This is a genomic window from Thauera sp. 63 (assembly GCF_000310165.2).
Classification (GTDB): Bacteria; Pseudomonadota; Gammaproteobacteria; order Burkholderiales; family Rhodocyclaceae; genus Thauera; species Thauera humireducens.
Window position 1 is genome coordinate 1 of sequence record NZ_AMXC01000042.1, and the last position, 24,708, is coordinate 24,708.

The 24,708-nt window shown below is 68.4% G+C and carries 21 protein-coding genes; 8 read left to right on the forward strand and 13 right to left on the reverse strand.

The genetic code is table 11. The features are described 5' to 3' along the window. Positions 1 to 5,380: hybrid sensor histidine kinase/response regulator (locus tag C664_RS18405; protein WP_004292179.1), on the forward strand; the 5,380-nt coding region annotated here is incomplete at its 5' end. A gap of 88 nt (positions 5,381 to 5,468) precedes the next feature. On the opposite strand, the gene C664_RS18410 is transcribed toward C664_RS18405, so the two are convergent. Further along, the gene (locus C664_RS18410) at positions 5,469 to 6,632 is read right to left on the reverse strand and encodes a MalY/PatB family protein (RefSeq protein ID WP_004292180.1); all 1,164 of its coding nucleotides are present in this window, start codon (positions 6,630 to 6,632) and stop codon (positions 5,469 to 5,471) included. Between the two features lie 61 nt (positions 6,633 to 6,693). Beyond that, complete coding sequence (locus C664_RS18415) at positions 6,694 to 8,133, reverse strand: cryptochrome/photolyase family protein (RefSeq protein WP_004292181.1); 1,440 nt, start codon at positions 8,131 to 8,133, stop codon at positions 6,694 to 6,696. 86 nt (positions 8,134 to 8,219) lie between these two features. Here C664_RS18415 and C664_RS18420 point away from each other — a divergent pair, with 86 nt between their 5' ends. The 5 genes from C664_RS18420 (at position 8,220) to C664_RS18440 (ending at position 12,101) form a co-directional block, all read left to right on the forward strand. Next, positions 8,220 to 8,795, forward strand: a complete 576-nt coding sequence (locus C664_RS18420) for a YqgE/AlgH family protein (RefSeq protein WP_038012421.1) — start codon at positions 8,220 to 8,222, stop codon at positions 8,793 to 8,795. Continuing rightward, on the forward strand, positions 8,788 to 9,267 hold the full coding sequence (gene ruvX / locus C664_RS18425; protein ID WP_004292183.1) for a Holliday junction resolvase RuvX: 480 nt from the start codon (positions 8,788 to 8,790) through the stop codon (positions 9,265 to 9,267). Before C664_RS18420 ends, ruvX begins: the two co-directional genes overlap by 8 nt. Next, positions 9,254 to 9,757, forward strand: coding sequence for a bifunctional pyr operon transcriptional regulator/uracil phosphoribosyltransferase PyrR (pyrR, locus tag C664_RS18430; protein WP_004292184.1), 504 nt, complete (start codon positions 9,254 to 9,256; stop codon positions 9,755 to 9,757). The genes ruvX and pyrR overlap by 14 nt, the downstream gene beginning before the upstream one ends. 71 nt (positions 9,758 to 9,828) lie before the next feature. Beyond that, a complete protein-coding gene (locus tag C664_RS18435; RefSeq protein ID WP_004292185.1) occupies positions 9,829 to 10,788 on the forward strand; it encodes an aspartate carbamoyltransferase catalytic subunit in 960 nt (319 codons plus the stop codon). Positions 10,789 to 10,820: 32 nt separating this feature from the next. Beyond that, on the forward strand, positions 10,821 to 12,101 hold the full coding sequence (locus tag C664_RS18440; RefSeq protein WP_004292186.1) for a dihydroorotase: 1,281 nt from the start codon (positions 10,821 to 10,823) through the stop codon (positions 12,099 to 12,101). A 102-nt stretch (positions 12,102 to 12,203) separates the two neighbouring features. Here the strand turns inward: C664_RS18440 and C664_RS18445 are convergent, their stop codons facing one another. From C664_RS18445 to C664_RS18455, 3 genes are read right to left on the reverse strand one after another with little or no spacing between them, the layout of a single operon-like run. After that, positions 12,204 to 12,785: a YggT family protein gene (locus C664_RS18445; protein ID WP_004292187.1), complete on the reverse strand. Its 582-nt coding sequence runs from the start codon at positions 12,783 to 12,785 to the stop codon at positions 12,204 to 12,206. A 6-nt stretch (positions 12,786 to 12,791) separates the two neighbouring features. Further along, positions 12,792 to 13,616: a pyrroline-5-carboxylate reductase gene (gene proC, locus C664_RS18450; RefSeq protein WP_004292188.1), complete on the reverse strand. Its 825-nt coding sequence runs from the start codon at positions 13,614 to 13,616 to the stop codon at positions 12,792 to 12,794. Between the two features lie 46 nt (positions 13,617 to 13,662). Continuing rightward, a complete protein-coding gene (locus tag C664_RS18455; RefSeq protein ID WP_038012414.1) occupies positions 13,663 to 14,364 on the reverse strand; it encodes a YggS family pyridoxal phosphate-dependent enzyme in 702 nt (233 codons plus the stop codon). Between the two features lie 91 nt (positions 14,365 to 14,455). On the opposite strand from C664_RS18455, the gene C664_RS18460 reads away from it, so the two are divergent. Next, a complete protein-coding gene (locus C664_RS18460) occupies positions 14,456 to 15,499 on the forward strand; it encodes a type IV pilus twitching motility protein PilT (RefSeq protein WP_038012416.1) in 1,044 nt (347 codons plus the stop codon). Positions 15,500 to 15,580: 81 nt separating this feature from the next. Beyond that, entirely contained in the window at positions 15,581 to 16,714 is a 1,134-nt protein-coding gene (locus C664_RS18465; RefSeq protein WP_004292190.1) for a PilT/PilU family type 4a pilus ATPase, read from the forward strand. Positions 16,715 to 16,767: 53 nt separating this feature from the next. Here the strand turns inward: C664_RS18465 and C664_RS18470 are convergent, their stop codons facing one another. From C664_RS18470 to C664_RS18505, 8 genes are all read right to left on the reverse strand, one after another. After that, complete coding sequence (locus C664_RS18470) at positions 16,768 to 17,937, reverse strand: THUMP domain-containing class I SAM-dependent RNA methyltransferase (RefSeq protein WP_004292191.1); 1,170 nt, start codon at positions 17,935 to 17,937, stop codon at positions 16,768 to 16,770. Positions 17,938 to 18,100: 163 nt separating this feature from the next. Continuing rightward, positions 18,101 to 19,123, reverse strand: coding sequence for a formate dehydrogenase subunit gamma (locus tag C664_RS18475; protein ID WP_004292192.1), 1,023 nt, complete (start codon positions 19,121 to 19,123; stop codon positions 18,101 to 18,103). 10 nt (positions 19,124 to 19,133) lie between these two features. Continuing rightward, the gene (locus tag C664_RS18480; RefSeq protein ID WP_004292193.1) at positions 19,134 to 19,370 is read right to left on the reverse strand and encodes a hypothetical protein; all 237 of its coding nucleotides are present in this window, start codon (positions 19,368 to 19,370) and stop codon (positions 19,134 to 19,136) included. Then, the gene (gene fdh3B / locus C664_RS18485) at positions 19,367 to 19,999 is read right to left on the reverse strand and encodes a formate dehydrogenase FDH3 subunit beta (protein ID WP_004292194.1); all 633 of its coding nucleotides are present in this window, start codon (positions 19,997 to 19,999) and stop codon (positions 19,367 to 19,369) included. Before fdh3B ends, C664_RS18480 begins: the two co-directional genes overlap by 4 nt. A gap of 18 nt (positions 20,000 to 20,017) precedes the next feature. Then, the gene (locus tag C664_RS18490; RefSeq protein WP_004292195.1) at positions 20,018 to 22,921 is read right to left on the reverse strand and encodes a formate dehydrogenase subunit alpha; all 2,904 of its coding nucleotides are present in this window, start codon (positions 22,919 to 22,921) and stop codon (positions 20,018 to 20,020) included. Positions 22,922 to 22,934: 13 nt separating this feature from the next. Then, on the reverse strand, positions 22,935 to 23,141 hold the full coding sequence (locus tag C664_RS18495) for a hypothetical protein (RefSeq protein WP_004292196.1): 207 nt from the start codon (positions 23,139 to 23,141) through the stop codon (positions 22,935 to 22,937). A 34-nt stretch (positions 23,142 to 23,175) separates the two neighbouring features. Continuing rightward, on the reverse strand, positions 23,176 to 23,823 hold the full coding sequence (locus C664_RS18500) for a TorD/DmsD family molecular chaperone (RefSeq protein ID WP_004292197.1): 648 nt from the start codon (positions 23,821 to 23,823) through the stop codon (positions 23,176 to 23,178). Beyond that, positions 23,820 to 24,708, reverse strand: an 889-nt coding sequence (locus tag C664_RS18505; protein ID WP_004292198.1) for a 4Fe-4S dicluster domain-containing protein, incomplete at its 5' end; no start/stop codon positions are given. The genes C664_RS18505 and C664_RS18500, both read right to left, overlap by 4 nt.

Genomic DNA, 24,708 nt, shown 5'->3' on the forward strand with positions numbered 1-24,708 from the left:
CGCGGACCTCTTCTATCCCGACCTGTCGCGCCGCCCGCCGCGACGCGCCGCGGCGGCGCACGACCCCGCCACCGCCCAGGCCATCCTGCGCCAGGCCCGGACGCGTTTCGAGCGCGGCCTGCTCGAATGGCTGCGCGGCCATGCCGCCGGCGCGGCCGCGATGCGCGAGGCCATCGCCGAGGTCGAGTCGGTACAGGCCTCCGCAAGCACTCGCAGCCTGTGGTGGGCCGCACTGGCCTTCTACGATGCCCTCCTCGACGGCAGCCTGATCAACGACATCGGCGTCAAGCGCCTGTGTACCCAGATCGATGCCCAGTTCCGCCGCTTGCTCAAAGGCGCCCCCTCCGCGCCCGACCGCCTGTTGCGCGACATTCTCTACCAAGTGGCCGGCCGTCCGGCACGTACCGCGCACCAGCACGAAGTCCGCGCCTGCTGGCAGCTCGATGCACTGATGCCCGCAGCCGGCGCCCGCGTCAGCGACATGCCGCTGGCCCCCCTGCTGCAGAACCTGCAGCAGATGCTCACGCCTGCGCGCGAACAGTGGGACGCCTTCTGCGAAGGCACGGCGGTCGCGCTCGGCCGCTTCGACGAGCACATGAAGGCGCTGACCCAGGCCTGCGCCGCGCTCGCGCGCCCGGCGACCCTGCAGCTCGTCGCCGGGCTGAGCGACCTCGCCCAGTGGCTGCGCCGCGACCCCTTGAAGCACACGGACGCCATCGCGCTCGAAGTCGCGTCCGCCCTGCTGCTGCTCGAAGGCGACTTCGGACAGCGCTTCACCGACGGCGCGCTTGCCGAACAGATGAGCCTGCGCCTCGCGCGCCTGGAGGCGCTGCAGCGCGGCGAACTGCCGCCTGCGGAAACGGCCGGACACGGTCTGCTGCATGCCCGCGAGAGCCAGGAGAAGGACGCGATCGCCCAGCTCTGCCGCGAGATGCGGTCGAGCCTGGCGCAGGTCGAGCAGACCCTGGACGACTACTTCCGCAACCAGAACAAGCATGAGTCGCTCGCGCAGTTGCACCAGCCGCTGCAGCAGGTGGTGGGCGCGCTGAGCATGCTCGGCGAAACCGAAGCGCTGACCCTGGTGCGCGACGCCGCGACCCGCATCGCCAGCCTCGCCAGCGCACCGAACGAGGCGAATCCTGCGGAATTCGAAACCCTGGCGCACCAGTTGTCCGCCCTGGGTTTCTACCTCGACGCCCTGCCGCTGGGCGGCGCAACGCTCGAGGACTTCCTGCATCCCGAACGCCGCCGCACCGAGGCCGAAGACGTCGAACCCGAGTCCGAATCCGAGTTTGCGCCCGTGTTCGAACCCCCGCCCCAGGCCGTTGCCGAGCCGGAACCGAAGGTGCCGCCCCCCCCTGCCGAAGTCGCGCCAGCCACACCCGAGGTCGCGGCAACGCCAACGACGGAACCGGTTGCGCCAGCCGAAGCGCTGTTCGTCGAAGAACTGGAAGATCTGGAAGAGCTCGAGGACCTCGCCGTCGAGGAAGCGGTCTCAGCCCAGCCCGCGGCGCAGGTGCCTGCGGCAGCGCCCGTCCTGCCGGAAAGCGACGCCGAGATCGACGCCGAGCTTCTGGAGATCTTCATCGAGGAGGCCACCGAAGTCCTCGCTACGATTCGCGAGCAGCTCGAGCTTGCACGCACGCCGCCACACGACGGCGAGCATCTGACCACCATCCGCCGCGGTTTCCACACCCTCAAGGGCAGTGGCCGCATGGTCGGACTCAGCGTCCTCGGTGAGGCTGCATGGGGGTTGGAACAGACCCTGAACCGCTGGCTGCAGCTCGAATGGCCCGTCACCCCGGCGCTGCTGCACCTTGTCGATGCCGCACACCAGGTCTTCTCCGCCTGGGTCGAGCATCTGCAGACCGGATGCGGACAACCCGACCCGAGCGCGGTGCTGAACGAGGCCGAGCGCCTGCGCAGCAGTGACGCCGCAAGCCTGGAACCGGGCGAAGTCACCCCCGCGACGCAGCCTGAGACGGCTGCCGAAGAGCGCGGCGCCGACAAGGCATGGCCGGAGTTCCCCAATCTGGACCTGTCCGAGACCGGCGAGATCCTGCCGCTGTACGACGAAACCCTGCTCGAACTGGACGCGTCCTTCCTGGGCGAGCAAGAGGCGCAACCGGTGTCCGGGCAGGAAAGCGCCGGCGTCGACGAGATCGACTTCGGCGCCCTCCCGGAACTTGTCGTGGCTGAAGAGGCATCGGCCACCGCCGAACCGGGCGCGGCGGCGAGCGAGTCGATCGAAGGCGAGGTGCCGGAGACCTCCGAAGTCCAACGCTCCGCCGCCGTAACGCTCGCGTTGGCCGAGGAAGACCTCGAACAGCTCGAGGCGCTGGAGATCGAGGCGCTCCAGCCCGAGGCCCTGCCGGGTGCCGCCGAAACCGTCGCCGAAACCGAAACCGAAGCCGAAGCCGAAGCCGAAGCCGAAGCCGAAGCGGAGCCCGCGATCGAGCCCGAAGCCTGGAACGCGCCGGAAACGATCGTCGAACGCGAGACGACGCCGGAATCCGCCGCGGAGGAACTCGCGCCGTCCGCTCAAGGCGAAGCGCAGCGTGCAGCCGCGCCGCCAGCCGCCCCCGTGACCGTGCGCATCGGCGACATCGAGATCTCGCCGGCCCTGTACGAGCTCTACCAGTCCGAGGCGCGCCAGCACCTCGCCACCCTCGCGCAAGACTTCGAGCGCCTCGCCCGGCACGCCGACGCGCAGCCAACGGAATCGGCAATGCGCGCCGCGCATACGCTCGCGGGCATCTCGGGCACCACCGGCTTCAACGCACCGCACGAACTGGGTCGTGCCCTCGAGCATGCAATCGAGCGCCTGCGCGAGCAGGGGCGGGCACCCCAGCGCGACGAACTCTCGGTGCTGCACAAGGCACAGGCTGCCCTGCAAGGCATGCTGGCCCAGGTTGCGCTGAAGGAGGTTCCAGAGGCTTCGGGCACGCTGGTGGCCGAGCTCAATGCAAGCTGCCACGTGCCGGCGGCCAGCCCGATACCTGCCACGCCAGAAGAGGCGTTCGCCGAAATGCCGGCTGTCGACGACACCGCCGGAGCCGTCGAGCAGGCAGCAGCAGCGCCAAGCACTTCTGCAGCCGCGCTGCAGCCCGTTCCGCAGGACGAGATCGATGCCCAGCTGCTGCCGATCTTCCTTGAGGAAGCGGCCGAACTCATGGGCCAGCTGCACGCCGCGGTACGCGCCTGGCACGCCGCACCGGACGGGACGCAGTACCCGACGACCATTGCACGCCAGCTGCACTCGCTCAAGGGCAGCGCGCGCATGGCCGGCGCGATGGCGCTGGGCAGCCACCTCCACCAGCTCGAATCCCGGCTGGAAGACGGGCTGGCAGACAAGGCCGGCCCCGGCACGCTGTTCGAAGACCTCGCCTTCGGTCTCGACCTGTGCGAACAGATGATCGATGGTCTGGTGGGCCTGCCCAGTGCTGGCGCCGACGCCGGCAAGGCCGCCCCTGTCGAGAGCGCCGCCGCCCCCGGTGCTGCAGCGCCGGTGGCTACGGTCACCGGCGAGACGGCGGCCGAAGGCGAAGCGATCGCTTCGGCGACGCTGCGCGTGCGCGCCGAACAGGTCGACCGCTTCGTCAACGAGGCCGGCGAGATCGGCATCGCCCGCACCCGCATCGAGGGCGAGCTGCGCACGCTGCGCCGCTCGCTGCTCGACCTGACCGAAAACGTGATCCGCCTGCGCAACCAGCTGCGCGAGGTCGAGATCCAGGCCGAAGTGCAGATGCAGTCCCGCATCGCCCAGGCCGAATCGCATCACGCCGAGTTCGATCCGCTCGAGATGGACCGCTACACGCGACTCCAGGAACTCACGCGGATGATGGCCGAGAGCGTGAACGACGTGACCACAGTGCAGCAGACCCTGCTGCACAACCTGGACGGCGCCGACCTCGCCCTGAACGGCCAGGGCCGCACCACCCGCGAGCTGCAGCAGGGACTGATGCGTGTGCGCATGCTGCCTTTCGACAGCCTAGCCGATCGCCTGTATCGCGTCGTGCGCCAGAGCGCGAAGGAGCTCGGCAAGCGCGCCAGCCTCGACCTGCGCGGCGGCCGCATCGAGATCGACCGCAGCGTGCTGGAACAGATGGCCGCACCGCTCGAACACCTGCTGCGGAACGCGGTGGCGCATGGCATCGAGAGCCCGGCCGAGCGCGCGGCCGCGGGCAAGCCCGAAACCGGCCAGATCGTGCTGACCGTCACGCAGGAAGGCAACGAAATCGCCATCGACCTGCAGGACGATGGCAGTGGCCTCGATTTCGAGCGCATTGCCGAGCGGGCGCGCAGGAACGGGCTGATCGGGCCGGACGAACATCCGGACACCAAGCGACTGACCAACCTGATCTTCCTGTCCGGCTTCAGTACCGCCGGCCAGCTGTCGGCCGTGTCCGGCCGTGGCGTGGGCATGGACGTGGTGAAGGCGCAGACCGCGTCGCTGGGCGGGCGCATCGACGTCGCCAGCACGGCCGGCCAGGGGACGAACTTCCGCATCTACCTGCCCCTGACGCTCGCGGTGACGCAGGCCCTGCTGGTGAAAGCCAGCGGACGCAACTGGGCGATTCCGTCGAACATGGTGGCCCAGGCGATGGAGCTCAAGCCCGATGCGCTCAAGCGCGTGCAGGACGAGCGCGGCATCGAATGGCAGGGCCAGCACTATGCCTACCGCTACCTGCCGCGCCTGCTGGGCGACCGCCAGAGCCTGCCCGAAGAGCAGCGCTACAACTGGCTGCTGTTGCTGCGTGCCGGTGCGCAGACGCTGGCGCTGCATGTGGACAGCATGCGCGGCAACCAGGAAATCGTGGTCAAGAACGCCGGACCGCAGCTCACCCGCATCGTCGGCATGACCGGCGCCACGGTGCTCGCCGACGGCGAAATCGCGCTGATCCTGAACCCGGTCGCCCTTGCCAGCCGCAGCCTCGACACCGGCGCTGAAGCGGACGAGGCGCGCATCGTCGCCGAAGCGCCGCCGGTGGCGGTGCATCAGCCGACGGTCATGGTGGTCGACGATTCGCTGACGGTGCGCCGCATCACCGGCCGCCTGCTCGAGCGCGAGGGCTACCGCGTCATCACCGCCAAGGACGGCGTGGATGCGCTGGAGCAACTGGTCGACATCGTGCCCGACGTGGTGCTGTCGGACATCGAGATGCCGCGCATGGACGGCTTCGACCTCGTCCGCAACATCCGCGCTGATGCGCGTACGCGCCAGGTGCCGGTGATCATGATCACCTCGCGTCTGGCGGACAAGCACCGCCGCTACGCGGAGGAAGTGGGCGCCAACCACTATCTCGGCAAGCCCTATCAGGAAGAGGAGCTGCTGGCCCTGCTGGCGGGCTACACCCGGGCCGAGACCACCACGGTCTGAGCCGTATCGCGCCAGACGCCCCGGTTTCCGCCTCACGCAGGCGGGCCGGGGCGTCTTGCTGCAGGACGCCCGTTTCAGGCCACCGGTGTCAGGCGAACAGGGCTGCCGCCATGCGCGCGAGCGCCTCGTCCAGCGTCGCCCGCGGACAACCGAAGTTGAGCCGCAGCCAGCCCGGCGCGCCGAAGTAGCGTCCATCCGACAGGCCGACGCCGGCCGCCTCGAAGAAGGCCGCCGGCTCCTCGATGCCGCGCGCCGCCATCATGCCGCGGCAGTCGATCCACGCCAGGTAGGTGGCCTCGGGCGGCGTCGCCGCCAGTCCGGGCATCGCCGCCACCGCCTCGAGCACGCGCGCACGGTTGCCGCGCAGGTAGTCGAGCAGCGCTGCACGCCAGGGACCGCCGTCGCGGTACGCGGCCTCCGTCGCCACCATGCCGAGCACATTCACATGCGGGATCAGTCCGCGCATGGCGTGGCGGTAGCGGCGGCGCAGTGCGGCATCGGGAATGACGGCGAACGCGCAGTACAGCGCGGGAATGTTCCAGGTCTTGGACGGCGCCATCAGCGTGATCGTGCGCTTCGCCACCGCTTCGTCCAGCGCGGCGATCGGGCGATGCGGCCTGTCCTCGTCGAGCACCAGGCCACAGTGGATCTCATCGGAGCAGATCAGCAGGTCGTGGCGCGCCGCGAACTCCGCCAGCCGCCGCAACTCCGTCTCGTCGAACACGCGCCCCACCGGGTTGTGCGGCGAGCACAGCAGCAGCATCCGGCTGCGCGCATCCGCCGTCCGCTCGAGCGCGTCCCAATCCCATTGCCAGCGACCATCGGCCAGCACCAGATCGCAGCGCTGCAGCACACGACCGGTGTTGCCGGGTGCGGACAGGAAGGGCGGATACACCGGCGCGGCGGTGACGATGCCGTCCCCCGCTTCGCCGGCGACCGAGCATGCGAGGTTGAAACCCGTCACCACGCCGGGCAGCCACACCAGCCAGTCGGCCTCGATCGACCAGCCGTGGTCGCGCCGCAGGCCCTCGACCACGGCCTCCACCAGCGAAGGCCAGGCGTCGGTGTAGCCGAACACGCCGTGGTCGATACGTCGGTGCAGGGCCTCGATGACCGCCGGCGGCGCCGCGAAATCCATGTCCGCCACCCACAGGGGCAGCACGTCGCGGCCCGCATAGCGGCCCCATTTCTCGCTCGGCAGACTGCGGCGGTCGATGATGCGGTCGAAGTCGAAGGCGGCAGCGTCGCTCATGGGAACATTCCGGTCGTGAAATCAGACGGAATTGTCCCGCATTCGCGCGGCGGGCGGGCGCTCAGTCCTTGAGCACCCCGAAGCGCTGCAGGGTGCGTTCGCGCGCCGCCGCGTGATCCACGACCGGGCCCGGGTAATCAACGCCGATCCTGGTCCGGCACGCGGTCTGGTCGATGCCGCCCATGGTCCACGGCGCATGGATGAACTTGTCCGGCACCCGCGCCAGCTCGGGCAGGTAGCGGCGGATGAAGCGCCCTTCGGGGTCGAACTTCTCCGACTGCGTCACCGGATTGAAGATGCGGAAGTAGGGCTGCGCGTCGCAGCCAGTGGAGGCTGCCCACTGCCAGCCGCCATTGTTGGCGGCAAGGTCGTAGTCGTTCAGATGCACGGCGAAGTAGCGCTCGCCCAGTCGCCAGTCGATGCCCAGGTCCTTGGTCAGGAAGGAGGCGACGATCATGCGCAAGCGGTTGTGCATCCAGCCGGTCTGGTTCAGCTGGCGCATCGCGGCGTCCACGATGGGGTAGCCGGTGCGCGCCTCGCACCAGGCGGCGAAAAGTTCCGGGGCATCGTCCCACTTCACCGCGTCGTACTCGGGCCGGAAGGCGTGTTCGACCACCTGCGGGTGGTGCCACAGGATCTGGTGGTAGAAGTCGCGCCAGATCAGTTCCGACAGCCAGGTCTCCGCCCCCTCGCCACCGTGCGCGCGGGCATGGGCGGCGAGCTGGCGGATCGACACGGTGCCGAAGCGCAGGTGCGTCGACAGGTAACTGACGCCCTTCACCGCCGGAAAGTCGCGCGCGCGCTTGTAGCGGTCGATACGCGCGGCGAAGTCCTCGAACAGGCGCCTGCCGCCGCGCATGCCCACCGGCATCTGCAGTTCGGCCAGATTGGTCGGCTCGAAGCCGATGTCAGCCAGGCTGGGCAGGGTCTCGCCCGCCGGCTTGGGGGCGAGATGTGCAGCGTATCTGTCGACCGGGTAGGACTTGAGCTGGAAGGCATCGACCGCTTTCAGCCACGCGTTCTTGTAGGGCGTGAACACGCTGAAGGGCTTGCCCGCCTGGGTCAGTACCTCGTCGCGCTCGAAGATCACCTGGTCCTTGAAGTCCGCGTAGCCGATGCCCTCCCCGGCCAGCGCCTGCGCCACGCGGCTGTCGCGCACGATCGCATCGGGCTCGTAGTCACGGTTGGCGAAGACCTTGTCGACGCCCAGCTCGCGCGCGAGGCGCGGGATCTCGTCCTCCGCGCGGCCATGGCGCACGATGATTCCGGCACCCGGCGCGCCCGCCGCCCGGGCCATCGCATCGAGCGCCGCGTCGAGCTCGGCCACGCTGGCGTGGATGAACTCGACGCGGCGGTCACGACGCGAGGGCAGCGCATCGAGGATGGCGGTATCGAAGATGAAGGCGCAATGCACGCGCGTGGCGAAACGCAGCGCATGATGGAGCGCGGCGTGGTCAAAACTGCGCAGGTCGCGGCGGAAGCAGACGAGGGCGGAGGGCATCGTTTTGTCCTGGACAAAGTGGGCGCATTATGACGCATCCGCAGGCGCGCGGGGCCGGCGCCAAGAACCCCGGCGATCGGCGTAAAATGTCGCGCATGGAAACACCTACGGCCAACTTCACGCATCACTTCCTGATCGCCATGCCCAACATGGCCGATCCTCATTTCGTGCGCACGCTGACCTATATCGCCGAGCACAACGAACAGGGCGCGCTCGGCATCATCGTGAACCGCCCGATCGACATGACGCTGGCCGCGCTGTTCGAACGCATCGAGGTGCCGCTCGAAGCCCAGGGCTTCGAGGCCCAGCCGGTGTATTTCGGCGGCCCGGTACAGACCGATCGCGGCTTCGTGCTGCACCGGCCGGTGGGCGACTGGCATTCGACGCTGAAGGTCAGCGAAGACGTCGGGCTCACCAGCAGCCGCGACGTGCTGCAGGCCATCGGCGCCCACGGCGAACCCAAGGACGTGCTCGTCACGCTCGGCTATGCCGGCTGGGCCGCGGGCCAGCTCGAGCAGGAACTGATGGACAACGCCTGGCTGACCGTGCCGGCCGACATGGCGATCGTCTTCGACCTGCCCCCCGAGGAGCGCCTGGCCGCCGCAATGCAGAAGCTCGGCGTGGACTTCGCCAACCTCAGCGAGGTCGCCGGGCATGCCTGACGCGGCACCCGCCGCCGCCCGCCCCCAGGCCGCCCTGCCCGCGCGCGGCACCCTGCTCGGTTTCGATTTCGGCCTGGCGCGCGTCGGCGTCGCCACCGGCGAACTCGAGACCGGCCAGGCCAACGCGCTGGTCACGCTGCACGACGAATCGAACGACGCCCGCTTCAAGGCCATTGCCCGGCTGATCGCCGAATGGCGTCCGGTGGCGCTGGTGGTGGGCATCCCCACCCACCTCGACGGTAGCGAGCACGAGCTCACCACGCGCTGCCGCCGCTTCGCCAACCAGCTGCACGGCCGCTTCGGGCTGCCGGTGTTTGCCGCCGACGAACGCCTGTCCTCGGTCGCGGCCGAATCCGAACTTTCCACCGCCAGCCTCAAGGGCTGGCGCGAGCGCAAGGCGGTGCTCGATGCCGCCGCCGCCCAGATCATCCTGCAAACCTTCCTGGACGCCCGCCGCCATGAATCAACTTGATGCCGAAGCGCTGTGCCGGCAGCTCGCCGAACAGATCCGTCCCCACGTCACGCCCGCCACCGCACTGGTCGGCATCTACACCGGCGGCCTGTGGCTGGCCGAGCGCCTGCACAAGGAGCTTGGCATCCAGCCGCCGCTGGGCGCGATCGACGTGTCCTTCTACCGCGACGACTACGGCAGCAAGGGCCTGCACGCCAAGCCGCAGAAGACCGAGATCCCGTTCAACGTCGATGGCGCACATGTGATCCTGGTGGACGACGTGCTCTACACCGGTCGCACCACCCGCGCCGCGCTCAACGAGCTGTTCGACTTCGGTCGCCCGGCCGCGGTGGAGCTGGCGGTATTGGTCGACCGCGGCAGCCGCGAGCTGCCGATCGCCGCGCGCTACTGCGCCCACACCCTGCCCGAGGCCCTGCCGCACGACCAGAGCCTCGAACTGCAGCGCGACGCCGCCGGCGGCTTCACGCTGAAGCTGACGCAGCGCGCCTGACGCACGGCAGGCCCGCCGCATGACCCCGACCCACCTTTTTCTGCCCACTCGCTGACTCCGAGGCACGCCCGATGCGCAACCCCCAGCTCAACCAGCACGGCGAACTGCAGCACCTGCTCACGCTAGACGGTCTGCCGCGCGACATCCTCACCGCCATCCTCGACACCGCCGCGCCCTTCACCGAGGTGGCCGAGCGCGAGGTCAAGAAGCTGCCGCTGCTGCGCGGCAAGAGCGTGTTCAACCTGTTCTTCGAGAACTCGACGCGCACCCGCACCACCTTCGAGATCGCCGCCAAACGCCTGTCGGCCGACGTGGTGAACCTCAACATCAACACCAGCTCGGCCGCCAAGGGCGAGAGCCTGCTCGACACGGTCGACAACCTGTGCGCGATGCAGGCCGACATGTTCGTCGTGCGCCACGCCGCGAGCGGCGCGCCGATGCTGATCGCCCAGCATCTGCAGAACACCGGGCGCGACCACATCCACGTGGTCAACGCCGGCGACGGCCGCCATGCGCATCCGACGCAGGGCCTGCTGGACATGTACACGATCCGTCACTTCAAGCAGGACTTCACCAACCTGACGGTGGCGATCGTCGGCGACGTGCTGCATTCGCGCGTGGCGCGCAGCCAGATCGCCGCGCTGACCACGCTGGGCGTGCCCGAGGTGCGCGTCATCGGTCCCAAGACCCTGCTGCCGACCGAGGTCGAGAAGCTTGGCGTGCGGGTGTTCCACGACATGCGCGAAGGCCTCAAGGGCGTGGACGTGGTGATGATGCTGCGCCTGCAGAACGAGCGCATGAACGGCGCGCTGCTGCCCACGCCGCAGGAGTACTACAAGATCTGGGGCCTCACCGCCGAGAAGCTGGCGCTGGCCAAGCCCGACGCCATCGTCATGCACCCCGGCCCGATGAACCGCGGCGTCGAGATCGACTCGGCGGTGGCCGACGGCGCACAGGCGGTCATCCTGCCCCAGGTCACCTTCGGCATCGCCGTACGCATGGCGGTGATGAGCATGCTGGGCAGCCACTGAGCCCCGGACAGCACAGGCACAAGGATTCACGCATGAACATCCTGATTTCCAACGGCCGCGTCGTCGATCCGGCCAATCGCACCGACGCGGTGCAGAACGTCTACGTCGCCGGCGGCAAGATCGTCGCACTGGGCTCCGCCCCGGACGGTTTCCACGCGGACCGCAATATCGACGCCAGCGGCCTGGTCGTCGCCCCCGGCTTCATCGACCTCGCCGCGCGCCTGCGCGAGCCCGGCTTCGAATACCGCGCCACGCTCGAATCCGAGATGGAAGCGGCGATGGCCGGCGGCGTCACCAGCCTCGCCATCCCGCCCGACACCGACCCCGCGCTCGACGAGCCCGGCCTGGTCGAGATGCTGACCTACCGCGCGAAGAAGCTGAACCGCGCCCACATCTATCCGGTCGGCGCGCTCACCATCGGCCTCAAGGGCGAGCGCCTGTCGGAGATGGCCGAACTGGTCGAAGCCGGCTGCGTCGCCTTCTCGCAGGCCAACGTGCCGATCGTCGACAACGGCGTGCTGATGCGTGCGCTGCAGTACGCCGCCACCTTCGGTTTCCGCGTCTGGCTGCAGCCGATCGCGCCCTTCCTCGCCCGCGGCGGCAATGCCCACGACGGCGAGGTCGCCACCCGCATGGGCCTGGCCGGCATTCCGGTCGCGGCCGAAACGGTGGCGCTGTACACCTACCTGGAACTGGCCAAGATCACCGGCGCACGCCTGCACATCACCCGCCTGTCGTCCGCAGCCGGCCTCGCGCTGATCGAGCAGGCCCGGGCCGAAGGCATGGACGTCACCTGCGACGTGTCGATCAACCATGTGCACCTGTGCGACATGGACATCGGCTACTTCAACCCCAACTGCCACCTGATCCCGCCGCTGCGCAGCCAGCGCGACCGCGAGGCGCTGTGCAGGGGGCTGGCCGAGGGCCGGATCAACGCCCTGTGCTCCGACCACACCCCGGTGGACGACGACGGCAAGCAGGCCCCCTTCTCGGAATCCGAGCCCGGCGCCACCGGCCTCGAGCTGCTGCTGCCGCTGACGCTGAAATGGGCCGGGCGCGCCGGCCTGTCGCTGCTCGACGGGCTGGCCCGCATCACGTCCGATGCCGCGCGGATCGTCGGCATCACCAAGGCCGGCCACCTGTCGGTGGGCGCACGTGCCGACGTCTGCGTGTTCGACCCGGACGCCCACGTCGCCGTCACCCGCGACAGCCTCAGGAGCCAGGGCAAGAACACACCCTTCCTCGGCATGGAACTGCCCGGCCAGGTCCGCTACACCCTGGTCGAAGGGCAGGTGATGTACGAGGGGCGCTGAGTCCGGGACGCTGGCGGCAAGATCGTCAGCGATTGCAGAAAAAGGAAAGGGCGGCCAGACGGCCGCCCTTCTTCATTGGGAATGCTGCGAGTCAGGCGCCGATCAGGCGCCGAACAGCAGCGGCGCGAAGCTGTTGCGGATGCCGCCGAGCACCATCAGCACGATCTGCAGCACCAGCAGCAGCACCAGCGGCGACAGGTCGACGTTGGCGATGGTCGGCACGATGCGGCGGAAGGGACGCAGGAAGGGCGTGGCGAGCGAATGCAGCAGCGGCGCGAGCGGCGCATGCGGGCTCACCCACGACAGCACCGCGGAACCGAGCACGACGGCGAACACCAGATACACCATCATGCGCATCAGCTCGATCAGGCCCACGCCCCACAGCCCCAGCAGCACCGCGCCGGCGTTGCCACTGAACACCGCGCCGCGCAGGCTCAGCTCGAACAGCACCAGCAACACCTGAACCAGCCAGGCCGGCAGCAGGCTCGCCATGTCCAGCCCGAACAGGCCGGGGATGAAGCGGCGCAGCGGGCGCACGATCCAGTCGGTCGTCGTGACGACGAACTGCCCGATCTGGTTGCGGAAGGAAATGCGCTGCCACTGCATGTAGAAGCGCGCCAGCAGCATCAGCGTCAGGAAGCCGCCCGCGGTACTCAGGATCAGCAGCAGGATGTTGGTCAGCATGGCGGATCAGTCCCTGCCCAGCTCGGCACCGAGCTCGCGCCCGCGCATTTCGGCCGCCTTCACCGCGCTGACCAGCGCATCGTGCCAGCCCGATGCGGCCAGGCTGCCGAGCGCGGCTTCGGTGGTGCCGCCCTTCGACGTCACCTTCTGCCGCAGCACCGCAGGGGAATCCTCGGAACCGGCGGCGAGCTTCGCCGCGCCGAGCACAGTGTCGATCGCCAGCCGGCGCGCACCCGCCTCGTCGAAGCCCAGCGCACGCCCCGCGGCCTCCAGCGCCTCGATGAAGTGGAACACGTAGGCCGGCCCGCTGCCGGAGATCGCCGTGACCGCGTCCATCTGCGCCTCGGTCTCGGCCCACACCGTGCTGCCCACGGCAGCCAGGATGCGTTGCGCGGCCTCGCGGCCGGCCGCGTCGACGCTCGGGTCGGCGAACAGGCCCGTCACCCCAGCACCGATCAGTGCCGGCGTGTTGGGCATGCAGCGCACCAGGCGGGTGTAGGGCGCGCCGGCGCTGCCCAGCCAGCGTCCGAGGTCGGCCAGGCGCAGTCCGGCGGCGATGCTGATCACGAGCTGGCCGCCGAGGCGGCCGGCGATCGGCGCCAGCGCTGCCTTCATCTGCTGCGGCTTCACCGCCAGCACCAGCGCGTCGCAGCCCAGCGCCAGGTCGTCCACCGCCTCCACCGCCCGCACGCCGAAACGCTGGCTCAGGCTTGCGCGCGCCTCTGCGCCCAGTTCGATGACCTGGATGTCCGTCGCCGCGAAACCGCGCTCGACCATGCCACCAATCAGCGCAGCCGCCATGTTGCCGCCGCCGAGGAAAGTAATCTTCATGCCTGTGTTCTCGTATGGATTGCGAGACCGTGCCACGCGGACGGTCTCAGTGGGATTCTTCCGGGCGCGTGCGCTCGCCGAAAATCGCCGTGCCGACACGCACGATCGTGGCGCCTTCGGCGATGGCGGGCTCGATGTCGTGCGACATGCCCATCGACAGCGTGTCGAGCGCAAGGCCCGCGGCGATCAGTTCCGCCTGCAGCGTGCGCAGCACGGCAAAGCGCGCGCGCAGCAGGGCGAGATCCCCGGTCGGTTCGGGAATGCACATCAGGCCGCGCAGCCGCAAACGTGGCAAGTCCGCGACGGCGTGCGCGAGCGCGGCGACTTCGTCCGGAGCGACGCCGCTCTTGCTGTCTTCGCCGCTGACATTGACCTGGATGCAGACATTGAGCGGCGGCAGATGCACGTCGCGCTGCGCCGACAGGCGCTCGGCGATCTTCAGCCGGTCGATGCTGTGCACCCAGTCGAAAGCGCTTGCGACCTGCCGGGTCTTGTTGCTTTGCAGCGGGCCGATGAAGTGCCACTCGAGACCGAGTTCGCGCAGCGCATCGATCTTGTCGACGCCCTCCTGCACGTAGTTCTCGCCGAAGGCCTGCTGCCCCGCAGCGGCGGCCTCGCGCACGGCGGCGGCCGGCCAGGTCTTGCTGACGGCAAGCAGGGTCACCTCTTCGGGCGCACGCCCGGCCGCCACGGCAGCGGCGGCCACCCGGGCCCGAACGGCCTGCAGCCGGTCCGAAATTGTCATCATGTCCGTGGTCTTTTTCCTCTGGCAAAGGCCGCGAAAAGTATAACATCCGGGCATCTGCGTTCTTTTCGCACCCGCTCGTCAAAGGGATCCGATGGACATCACCGAACTCCTCGCCTTCGCCGTCAAGAACAAGGCTTCCGACCTTCACCTTTCGGCGGGCCTGCCGCCCATGATCCGTGTGCATGGCGACGTGCGCCGCATCAACCTGCCGCCCATGGAGCACAAGGAAGTGCATGCCATGGTGTACGACATCATGAACGACGGGCAGCGCAAGCAGTTCGAGGAAACCTGGGAGTGCGATTTCTCGTTCGCGGTTCCCAACCTCGCCCGCTTCCGTGTAAACGCGTTCAACCAGAACCGCGGCGCCGGCGCCGTGTTCCGGACCATTCCGTCCAAGGTGCTGACGCTCGAAGAGCTGAACTGCCCGAAGATCTTCAAGGAGATCGCCAACCAGCCGCGCGGCATCGTACTGGTTACCGGCCCGACCGGCTCCGGCAAATCGACCACGCTCGCGGCGATGATCGACTACGTCAACGAGAACGAGTACGGCCACATCCTCACCGTCGAGGACCCGATCGAATTCGTGCATGAATCCAAGCGCTGCCTGATCAACCAGCGCGAGGTGCACCGCGACACCATGTCCTTCAACAACGCGCTGCGCGCCTCCTTGCGCGAGGACCCGGACGTGATCCTGGTGGGCGAAATGCGCGACCTGGAGACCATCCGCCTGGCGCTGACCGCGGCGGAAACCGGCCACCTCGTGTTCGGCACGCTGCACACCTCGTCCGCCGCCAAGACCATCGACCGTATCGTCGACGTCTTCCCCGCGGCGGAAAAGGACATGGTGCGCTCGATGCTGTCCGAATCGCTGCGCGCGGTGATCTCGCAGACCCTGCTCAAGACCAAGGACGGTGCGGGCCGCGTGGCCGCGCACGAGATCATGATCGGCACCCCCGCCATCCGCAACCTGATCCGCGAGAACAAGATCGCGCAGATGTATTCGGCGATCCAGACCGGCCAGAATGTCGGCATGCAGACGCTGGACCAGTGCCTCGCCGACCTCGTGCGCCGCAACGTGGTCTCGGCCGCCGAGGCGAAGCTCCGCGCGCAGAACAAGGACAACTTCGCCGTTTGATCCCAGGGTCGCGCACGCACGCGACGCAAGCACCGGACACGCACAAGGGGCCGCGAGGCCCCGCCCGCAGGAGCAAGACCAATGGAACGCGACCAGGCACTCAAGTTCATGCACGACCTGCTGCGGCTGATGCTGCAGAAGAACGGCTCCGACCTCTTCATCACCGCGGGCTTTCCGCCGGCCGTGAAGGTGGACGGCCGCATCACGCCGCAGTCCAACCAGGCGCTGCAACCGCAGCACACGGCCGAACTGGCCCGCGCGATCATGAACGACCGCCAGGCTGCCGAATTCGAAGCCAGCAAGGAATGCAACTTCGGCATCTCGCCGGCCGGCATCGGCCGCTTCCGCGCCAATGCCTTCGTACAGCAGGGCAAGGTCGGGCTGGTGTTGCGGACCATCCCGCAGCGCATCCCGAAATTCGATGAGCTCGGCCTGCCGCCCGTGCTGACCGACATCGCGATGAGCAAGCGCGGGCTGGTGATATTCGTCGGCGGCACCGGCACCGGCAAGACGACCTCGCTGGCGTCGATGGTCGATTACCGCAACGAGAACAGCTACGGCCACATCATCACGGTCGAGGACCCGATCGAGTTCGTGCATGCGCACAAGAACTGCATCGTTTCGCAACGCGAGATCGGCATCGACACCGACTCGTGGGAAGCGGCGCTGAAGAACACCCTGCGCCAGGCACCGGACGTGATCCTGATGGGCGAGATCCGCGACCGCGAGACGATGGACTACGCGATCGCCTTCGCCGAAACCGGCCACCTGTGCCTCGCGACACTGCACGCCAACAGCGCCAACCAGGCCATCGACCGCATCATCAACTTCTTCCCCGAGGAACGCCGCCAGCAGCTGCTGATGGACCTGTCGCTGAACCTGCGCGCCATGGTCTCGCAGCGCCTGCTGCCACTGAAGGACCGCAAGGGCCGGGTGCCGGCCGTCGAGGTGATGCTCAATTCGCCGCTGATCTCCGACCTGATCTTCAAGGGCAACGTGCCCGAGATCAAGGAGATCATGAAGCGCTCGCGCGAACTGGGCATGCAGACCTTCGACCAGGCGCTGTTCGACCTCTACGAGGCGCAGAAGATCTCGTATGAGGACGCGCTGCGCAACGCCGACTCGATCAACGACCTGCGCCTGCAGATCAAGCTGCACAGCAAGCTGGGCGAGCGCGATCTCAGCAGCGGCACCGAGAACCTCGGCATCGTCTGATCGCGCTGCAAGGCGAAGCCGCCGGACTCATTTGCCACGCTCAGTTGGCAAACTCAGTCGCCGGCGGTTTCCCCGCGCTCCTTACGCCGGTTGCTGCCGGCCACCATGCGGTATTCGTACAGGCGGCATTCCAGCGCGCCGTTGAACAGCGGCGTGCGCTTGCTCGCCTTCAGGCCGATGAGCTTGGGCAGATTGGCGTCCGCAGTGAAGAAGTAGCAGCGCCAGCCACCCCAGCGCTGCTTGAGCGCGTCGCCCAGCTTCGGATAGAGCGCGGCCAGCTCCTCGGCCTCGCCGATGCGCACCCCGTAGGGCGGATTCGTCACCATCACGCCTTCCGCCGCGGGCGGCACGCGCTCGAGCAGGTCCGCGCGCTCCAGCGTCACGCAGTCGGCCAGCCCGCCTGCCTCGAGATTCACCCGGCTGCGCCGCACCCACTCGCCGACGATGTCCGAGCCATGGATCGCGAGCCGGCGCGGCGCCTGCCGACGGTTCTCGGCCGCCTTGCGCACCGCCGCCCAGCCGGCGCGGTCGTGGTGGCGGAACTTCTCGAAGCCGAAGCGCCGCCCCAGCCCGGGCGCAATGTCCAGCGCCATCATCGCCGCCTCGATCAGGAAGGTGCCGCTGCCGCACATCGGGTCGAGCAGCACCTCGTCCGGCTGCCAGCCCGACAGGCGCAGGATGCCCGCCGCCAGGTTCTCCTTCAGCGGCGCCTCGACGGCGGCCGGCTTGAAGCCGCGCTTGTAGAGCGGTTCGCCCGAGGTGTCGATGTAGAGGGTCGCGGTGTCCGCCGTCAGGAACAGGTGGATGCGCACCGCCGGGTTCGCCGTATCGACGCTGGGGCGCTTGCCGCTCACCGTGCGGAAGTGATCGCAAACCGCGTCCTTCACCCGCAGCGTGATGAATTCCAGGCTCTTCAGCGGCGACTTCTGCGCCGTCACGTAGATGCGGATCGTGTCGTCGGGCGTGAACCACTTCGCCCAGGTCACGCTGTAGGCCAGCTTGTAGATGTCGACCTCGGCACGGTAGCGCCCCTGCGCCACCCGCCACATCACCCGCGTCGCCAGCCGGCTCTCGAGGTTCGCGCGATGGCAGGCTGCCCAGTCGCCTTGCCAGGCCACTCCGCCATGCAGGGTCTGGATGCCCGACGCGCCGAACGAGCGCAGTTCATCGGCCAGCAGGGTTTCCAGTCCGCGAGGACAGGGGGAAAAGAACGCTTCGGCCATCGCGGGCTCCTTGCACAGTACGGCCCGCATTGTACCGCCGGCCGCGGGGCGAGCCGGACACAAAAGAAAACCCCGTCCGCCACCAGGGCAGGACGGGGTTGAAAGGTCCGGGCGTTGAGGGAGGGAGGTGCCCGAACCGGGAAAGGGCTGTGGCCGTGAGCGCTCAGGGGCGGCCCGACTTGCCCGCCTTGACGTCCTCGTACCAGATCTCGTGGTGCTCCTTGGCCCAGGTCTCGTCCACGTAGCCGGTCTTCATCGACTCGTAGGCGCCTTCGACGCCGACCGTGCCCATGTAGATGTGGCCGAAGGACAGGGCCAGCAGCACAATGGCACCGACCGCATGCACGACGTTGGCGATCTGCATCTCGCCGCGGGTCCAGCCGTAGTTCGGGAAATCCAGGACCAGCCCGGAAATCGCCACCGCCAGCCCGAGGACGGTCACGCCCAGCCAGAACCACGTCTTCTCGCCGAAGTTGAAGCGGCTCGAAGGCACGTGGTCGCCGCCCAGCAGCCCGCCGGCGCGGCGGATCCAGATCGCATCGCAGGCCTGCCACACGTTGTCGCGCAGGAAGGTCAGGATCATCAGCACCAGGAACACGCCGAACACCGGCCCCACGTAGTTGTGGATCAGCTTGCCCGCGGTCAGCAGCAGCGCGAGGAAGTCCGCACCGAAGATCGGTGCCAGCACGTGCTTGCCGAACAGGATCGCCACCCCGGTGACCGCCAGCAGCAGGAAGCTGATGGCCGTGCCCCAGTGCACGAAGCGCTCGAAGCCGGAAAAGCGCTTCATCCTGCGGCCGGTGCGCGCGCCGTGCAGCTTCATCGTGCCCTTCACCAGCCAGAACAGCGTGATGGCGGAGGCCATGACGATGAGCAGCGCGCCGCCATACACGGTGATGGGACCGTTGCGCAGATGGCGCCAGGTGTTGCCTTCGGCCTGGATCAGCACGCCGGTCTCGGGACCACGCACGGTGGTGAAGTGCGCCTCGCCCGAACGCACCGCGCGCCAGACCGGCGCGTTGTTGCCGGGACGCTCCTGCTGCCGCTCGGCCTGGTCGGCGGCCGTGCTGCCGGTGTGCGCGTGATCGTCCGCACGCGCCGGCGGCGCCGATGCGAGCAGGGTCAGCACGAGCAGCAGCACGGCGAACAGCGCACCGCCCGGCCGTCGCATGAAGAATGCCTTCATGGTGCTCTCCTCAATCGCCGCGGTTGTACTCGTTCTGGCCGCGCGCACGGTTCTTCAGCGCAGCCTCCCAGGCAGCCTTGTCACCCTTGAACTCGGCGCTCTCCCACGGCCGGGTGTCGGCCTTGCCGGAGTACTTGCCGTCCTCGTACACCGGCACCTGCGACGTCTCGCCGCAGGCCGACAGGCCCAGCGCCAGGACGCCGCCCAGCGCGGCGGTACGCAACAGCTTCATGGTCGGCGTGCTCATTTCTGGCCCTCCCGCTCGCGTTTCTGTTCGCGCTTCTGCTCGCCGCCGCCATAGGCGGTCTGCCAGCCCCAGGCATCGGTGCCGCCGCCGCGGCGCAGCACGCGCTCGCGGAAGATGTCGGCCACCACGTTGGCGTCACCCGCCAGCAGCGCCTTGGTCGAGCACATCTCGGCACACAGCGGCAGCTTGCCCTGGGCCAGGCGGTTGGAGCCGTACTTCTCGTACTCGGCCTGCGAGCCAGTCTCTTCCGGACCGCCGGCGCAGAAGGTGCACTTGTCCATCTTGCCGCGCGCACCGAAGGCCGCCGGGCCGTTCGGGAACTGCGGCGCGCCGAACGGACAGGCGTAGAAGCAGTAGCCGCAGCCGATGCACTGGTCCTTGTCGTGCAGCACCACGCCTTCTTCGGTCTTGTAGAAGCAGTTGGTCGGGCACACCGCCATGCACGGCGCGTCCGAACAGTGCATGCACGCGACCGAGATCGAGCGCTCGCCCGGCACGCCGTCGTTCATGGTCACCACTCGGCGGCGGTTCACGCCCCAGGGCACCTCGTGCTCGTTCTTGCACGCGGTGACGCAGCCGTTGCATTCGATGCAGCGCTCGGCGTCACAGAGAAATTTCATGCGTCCCATCTTTTCTTCTCCTCGCCCTTACGCTTTGCTCACGCGGCACAGGGTGGTCTTGGTTTCCTGCATCATCGTCACCGGGTCGTAGCCATAGGTCGTGGCTGTGTTGACCGCCTCGCCGCGCACGATCGGTGCCGCGCCCTCGGGGTAGTACTTGAGCATGTCCTCGCCCTGCCACCAGCCGGAGAAGTGGAAGGGCAGGAACACCGTGCCCGGCGCCACGCGCTGCGTGACCTGGGCGCGCACCTTCAGCCTGGCCTTGGTGGGCGATTCGACCCAGATGTAGTCGCCGTTGCGGAAGCCGGCGTCGTTGGCGTCCTTCGGGTTCACCTCCGCGAACATCTCCTGCTGCAGTTCGGCCAGCCAGGGGTTGGAGCGGGTTTCCTCGCCGCCACCCTCGTACTCGACCAGGCGGCCTGAGGTCATGATCAGCGGATACTCCTTCGAGATGTCCTTGACCTTGTCCTGAAGCGACTTGTACAGCGTCGGCAGGCGCCAGAACTTGGCCTTGTCGTCGTGGGTCGGGTACTTGGCGACCAGATCCGGACGCGGCGAGTAGATCGGCTCGCGGTGCAGCGGCACCGGATCGGGGAAGTTCCACACCAGCGCGCGCGCCCTGGCGTTGCCGAAGGGGTGGCAGCCGTGGTTCTTCATCGCCACGCGGATGATGCCGCCCGACAGGTCGGTCTTCCAGTTCTTGCCCTCGGCCTCGGCCTTCTCGGCGTCGGTCAGTTCATCCCACCAGCCCAGCTTCTTCAGCAGGGTGTGGTCGAACTCGGGGTAGCCCATCTGCAGGTCGGCCCCCTTCGAGGCCGAGCCTTCGGCCGCGAGCAGCGACACGCCGTCCTTCTCCACGCCGAAGTTGGCGCGGAAGTTGCCACCGCCGTCCATGACGTGCTTGGAGGTGTCGTACAGGTTGGGCGTGCCCGGGTGCTTCAGCTCCGGGTTGCCGTAGCACGGCCACGGCAGGCCGAAGTACTCGCCGTCGCACGGGCCGCCGGCCGCCTTCAGCGTCTTCACGTCGAAGGTGTGCATGTTCTTCATGTGCAGCTTCAGGCGCTCGGGCGACTGGCCGCTGTAGCCGATGGTCCAGGTGCCGCGGTTGATCTCGCGCAGGATGTCCTCGATGTTCGGCTCGTCCCAGCCCTGGGCGTCCTTCTCGAGCTTGATGTTCTTCACCAGTTCGTCCGCCCAGCCGAACTTCTTGGCGAAGGCGTACATGATGGTGTGGTCGGGCTTGGACTCGAACAGCGGCTCGATGACCTTCTCGCGCCACTGGATCGAGCGGTTCGACGCCGTGGCCGAGCCGGTGGTCTCGAACTGGGTGCAGGCCGGCAGCAGATACACGCCGTCCTTGCGCACCATCGCCGCCATCGAGGCGGTCGCCGACGGATAGGGGTCGATCACCACCAGGGTGTCGAGCTGCTTCATCGCCTCGACCATCTCGGCGCCGCGGGTCTGCGAGTTGGGCGCATGGCCCCAGTACACGACGGCACGCAGGTTGCTCGGCTGGTCGATCAGCTCCTTGTTCTCGGTCACGCCGTCGATCCAGCGCGACACGGTGATGCCCGACTTGGTCATCAGCTCTTCGGAGGCGTAGCGGCCCTTGACCCACTCGTAATCGACGCCCCACACGCGGCACCAGTGCTTCCACGAACCGGCGGCCAGGCCATAGTAGCCGGGCAGCGAATCCGGGTTGGGGCCGACGTCGGTCGCGCCCTGCACGTTGTCGTGGCCGCGGAAGATGTTGGTGCCGCCACCCGACACGCCGACGTTGCCCAGCACCAGCTGCAGGATGCACATCGCGCGCACGTTGGCGTTGCCGACGGTGTGCTGGGTCTGGCCCATGCACCACACCACGGTCGAGGGCCGGTTCATCGCCAGCGTCTGGGCGACCTTGAACACCTGCTCCTCGGGGATGCCGGTCACTTCCTGCACGCGCTCCGGCGTCCAGGTCATGATCTCTTCCTTGACCTTCTCCAGGCCGAAGACGCGGTCGTCGATGTACTTCTGGTCTTCCCAGCCGTTCTTGAAGATGTGGTACAGCATGCCCCAGATGAAGGGGATGTCGGTACCCGAGCGGATGCGCACGTACTGGTCGGCCTTCGCCGCGGTGCGCGTGAAGCGCGGATCGACGACGATCATCTTGCAGCCGTTTTCCTTGGCATGCAGCATGTGCAGCATCGACACCGGATGCGCCTCGGCGGCGTTCGAGCCGATGTACAGCGCCGCCTTCGAGAACTGCATGTCGTTGTAGGAGTTCGTCATCGCGCCGTAACCCCAGGTGTTCGCCACGCCCGCCACGGTGGTGGAGTGGCAGATGCGCGCCTGGTGGTCACAGTTGTTGGTGCCCCAGAAGGACACGAACTTGCGCAGCAGGTAGGCCTGCTCGTTGCTGTGCTTCGACGAGCCGATCCAGTACACCGCATCCGGCCCGGATTCCTCGCGGACCTTCAGCAGGCGGTCACCGACTTCGTTGAGCGCCTGTTCCCACGAGATCTTCTGGTACTTGCCGTCGACCAGCTTCATCGGATACTTCAGGCGGTGCTCGCCGTGGCCGTGCTCGCGCAGCGAGGCGCCCTTGGCACAGTGCGCGCCGAGGTTGATCGGCGAATCGAACACCGGCTCCTGATGCACCCACACGCCGTTGCGCACGATGGCGTCGGTCGCACAGCCCACCGAGCAGTGGGTGCACACGGTGCGGCGCACCTCGGCCTTGCCTTCGCCGCGCGACACACCGGGCGCGGCGGCTTCGGCGGCGCCGATGAGGTTGTACGGCAACTGGGTGGCGATCGCCCCGGCGCCGACGCCCAGGCCGGAGCGCTTCAGGAAGGCGCGGCGGTCCATGGTCTGGCCCAGGGCACGCGCCGCGGAACCCCGCAGGCGGCGGGCGCTGCCGGTGGCGGCGCTGCTTTTCTTGGTCAACATCGTCGCGTCCTCCTCAGACCCGCGCGCTGCGGTAGTAATTGCGCATGTGTTCGCTGATGCCCTTGTCCGCTTCCTCGCGGCGGGCGGTCTCGACGGCCTGCGCAGCGCCCGGCACCGTCTTGGTCGCGGTGGCAGCCAGCGCCGCAGCGCCTGCGGCGCCGCTGGCACCGACCGCCATCAGGAAATTCCGCCGCGACAGCTTGGTGTTGTCGTCTTTCATCCTCGCTCTCCCCTTCGATAAGGTGCGGCGCCGCTCATTGCGCGGACGCCTCCAGCATGTCGAACGCCTCGCGTTCGATGTCCATGAAGGCCAGCAGCAGCGCGCCGACCTTCGCATAAAAACCCGCGCCCGGCGCCTTCGCCAGCGCGGCCGCAAAGTCCGCATACCAGGGCGCGATGTGGCGACCGAAGAAACGCTGCTGGCGCAGCAGGCCCGCCTCGTCCGGGCCGGTCAGCACCAGGTGGCGCATCACCTCGGCCAGCGCGGAAATGTGGTCCTCGGTCTCGGTCACGCCCTGGCGGCGCCCCAGGCCGAGCTCAAGCAGATCCTCGCGCAGTTCGGCCAGCGGCTCTTCCTGCAGGAAGCCGGTGATGTACCAGGAGCCGTTCATCATCACGACCGGCTTGGACACGCTGACGAAGAGCGCATCGAACTCGTCGCGCACCGCCTGCAACGACAGGCTGGATGCGGCCGCCGCGAGCGCGGTCCAGGCCTGCGGGAGGGCACCCTCATTTTCACCCCCAGTGCCGCCCAGGCTACGGCCGGCCTGCACCAGCGCGTCGAGCAGCACCGCGTCGGGCGCGGCATGAAACAGCCTCGCCAGCAGCGCGTAGTGATCGGCGCGGGCGCGGTCCTCCTCGGACCAGGTCGGCTGGGTCTGGATGGAAATCGGCGCGCTCATTCGCTCAGGTCCCAGGCTTTGACCGCCGGTTCGGTCTTCATCATGTCGATCACGCGGCAGTCGGCACACATGCGCAGGCGGGCACGCTCGGCCTCGGTGGCGAACATGGAATGGCCGGACAACCGGGCGATCATGGCTTCGATCAGGGGCGTCGCGCCCATCGCCTTGCCGCAGGCGGTGCAATGGAAGATGTCGGCCTCGCGCAGCGCGCGGGCGCGGCGTGCGTCTTCCGTCAGCAGCAGGCGCGGCTCGAGGCTCAGCGCCGACTCCGGACAGGAGCTCACGCACAGGCCGCACTGCAGGCAGTTCTTCTCGACGAACTCGAGGCGATAGCTGTCGCCCGATGCGCGCAAGGCACTCGCCGGACAGGCGCCGGTACAGGCCATGCACAGCGTACAGGCGTCGGACGCGATGACCTGGCCGAAGGGCGCGCCGGCCTTCAGCGCGATCGCCGCCGGCAGACCCGCCTCGTCCTTCGCCGCGGGGGCGTGCTCGACCAGATGGCGCAGTGTGAACTCCAGCGTCTCGCGCTTCTTCGGCAGCAGGCGGAAGCGCGCCGGCACGGCGACAGCGGTGGCGGGCGCCCACGACCACAGCGCGCGCTCCAGCGCCTGCCAGTCGTCGGCATCGGCCTCGATGACGCGCAGGTGTTCGCCGGCGTAACCGAGCGCCGAGAGGATGGTCTGCCCCTGCCCGGCCTGCGCCCTCAGCGGCGCAGCGTCGTGGCTGCCGGCAGCGAGCACCGCCACCTGACAGGCGCCCAGCGCCAGGCTGCCGAGCATCAGGTCCAGCCCGACCGCATCCGCGCTCCACACCTCGACCGGGATCACCCGCGCCGGCAGGCCGCGGCCGCGCCGCGCGAGCCGGCCGATGGCGGCGGTGCCG